The sequence below is a fragment of the Psychrobacter sp. 16-MNA-CIBAN-0192 genome (assembly GCF_040309565.1).
In the GTDB taxonomy this organism is placed as follows: Bacteria; Pseudomonadota; Gammaproteobacteria; order Pseudomonadales; family Moraxellaceae; genus Psychrobacter.
Window position 1 is genome coordinate 1 of the sequence record NZ_JBEOOX010000632.1, and the last position, 243, is coordinate 243.

Annotated in this window: 1 protein-coding gene; it reads right to left on the bottom strand. The window is 40.7% G+C overall.

The window, feature by feature from the left end; all coding sequences use genetic code 11:
- The coding region (locus AAEY78_RS14655) for a cation:dicarboxylate symporter family transporter (protein WP_352340195.1) at positions 1-243 on the bottom strand (243 nt) is incomplete at both ends.

The following is a 243-nucleotide window of genomic DNA, read 5'->3' on the forward strand; positions in this document are numbered from 1 at the left end:
GACCAATAGTGGCACCAAAAGAAGCCGATAAGTTTGCAATTGCCGGAGGTACTTTTAACTGGTTAATTTGCACATCGACATTCATAGGAATGGAGGCCGCTGAGCTACGTGAGCTAAATGCAAAGGTCAGTACTGGCCAGATTTTTTCAAAATAATGCTTTGGATTTACACCCACAAAGCTAAGCAATAAGCCATGCACAACAAACATCAATAAAATAGCTACATACGAGGCAACAATAAAGG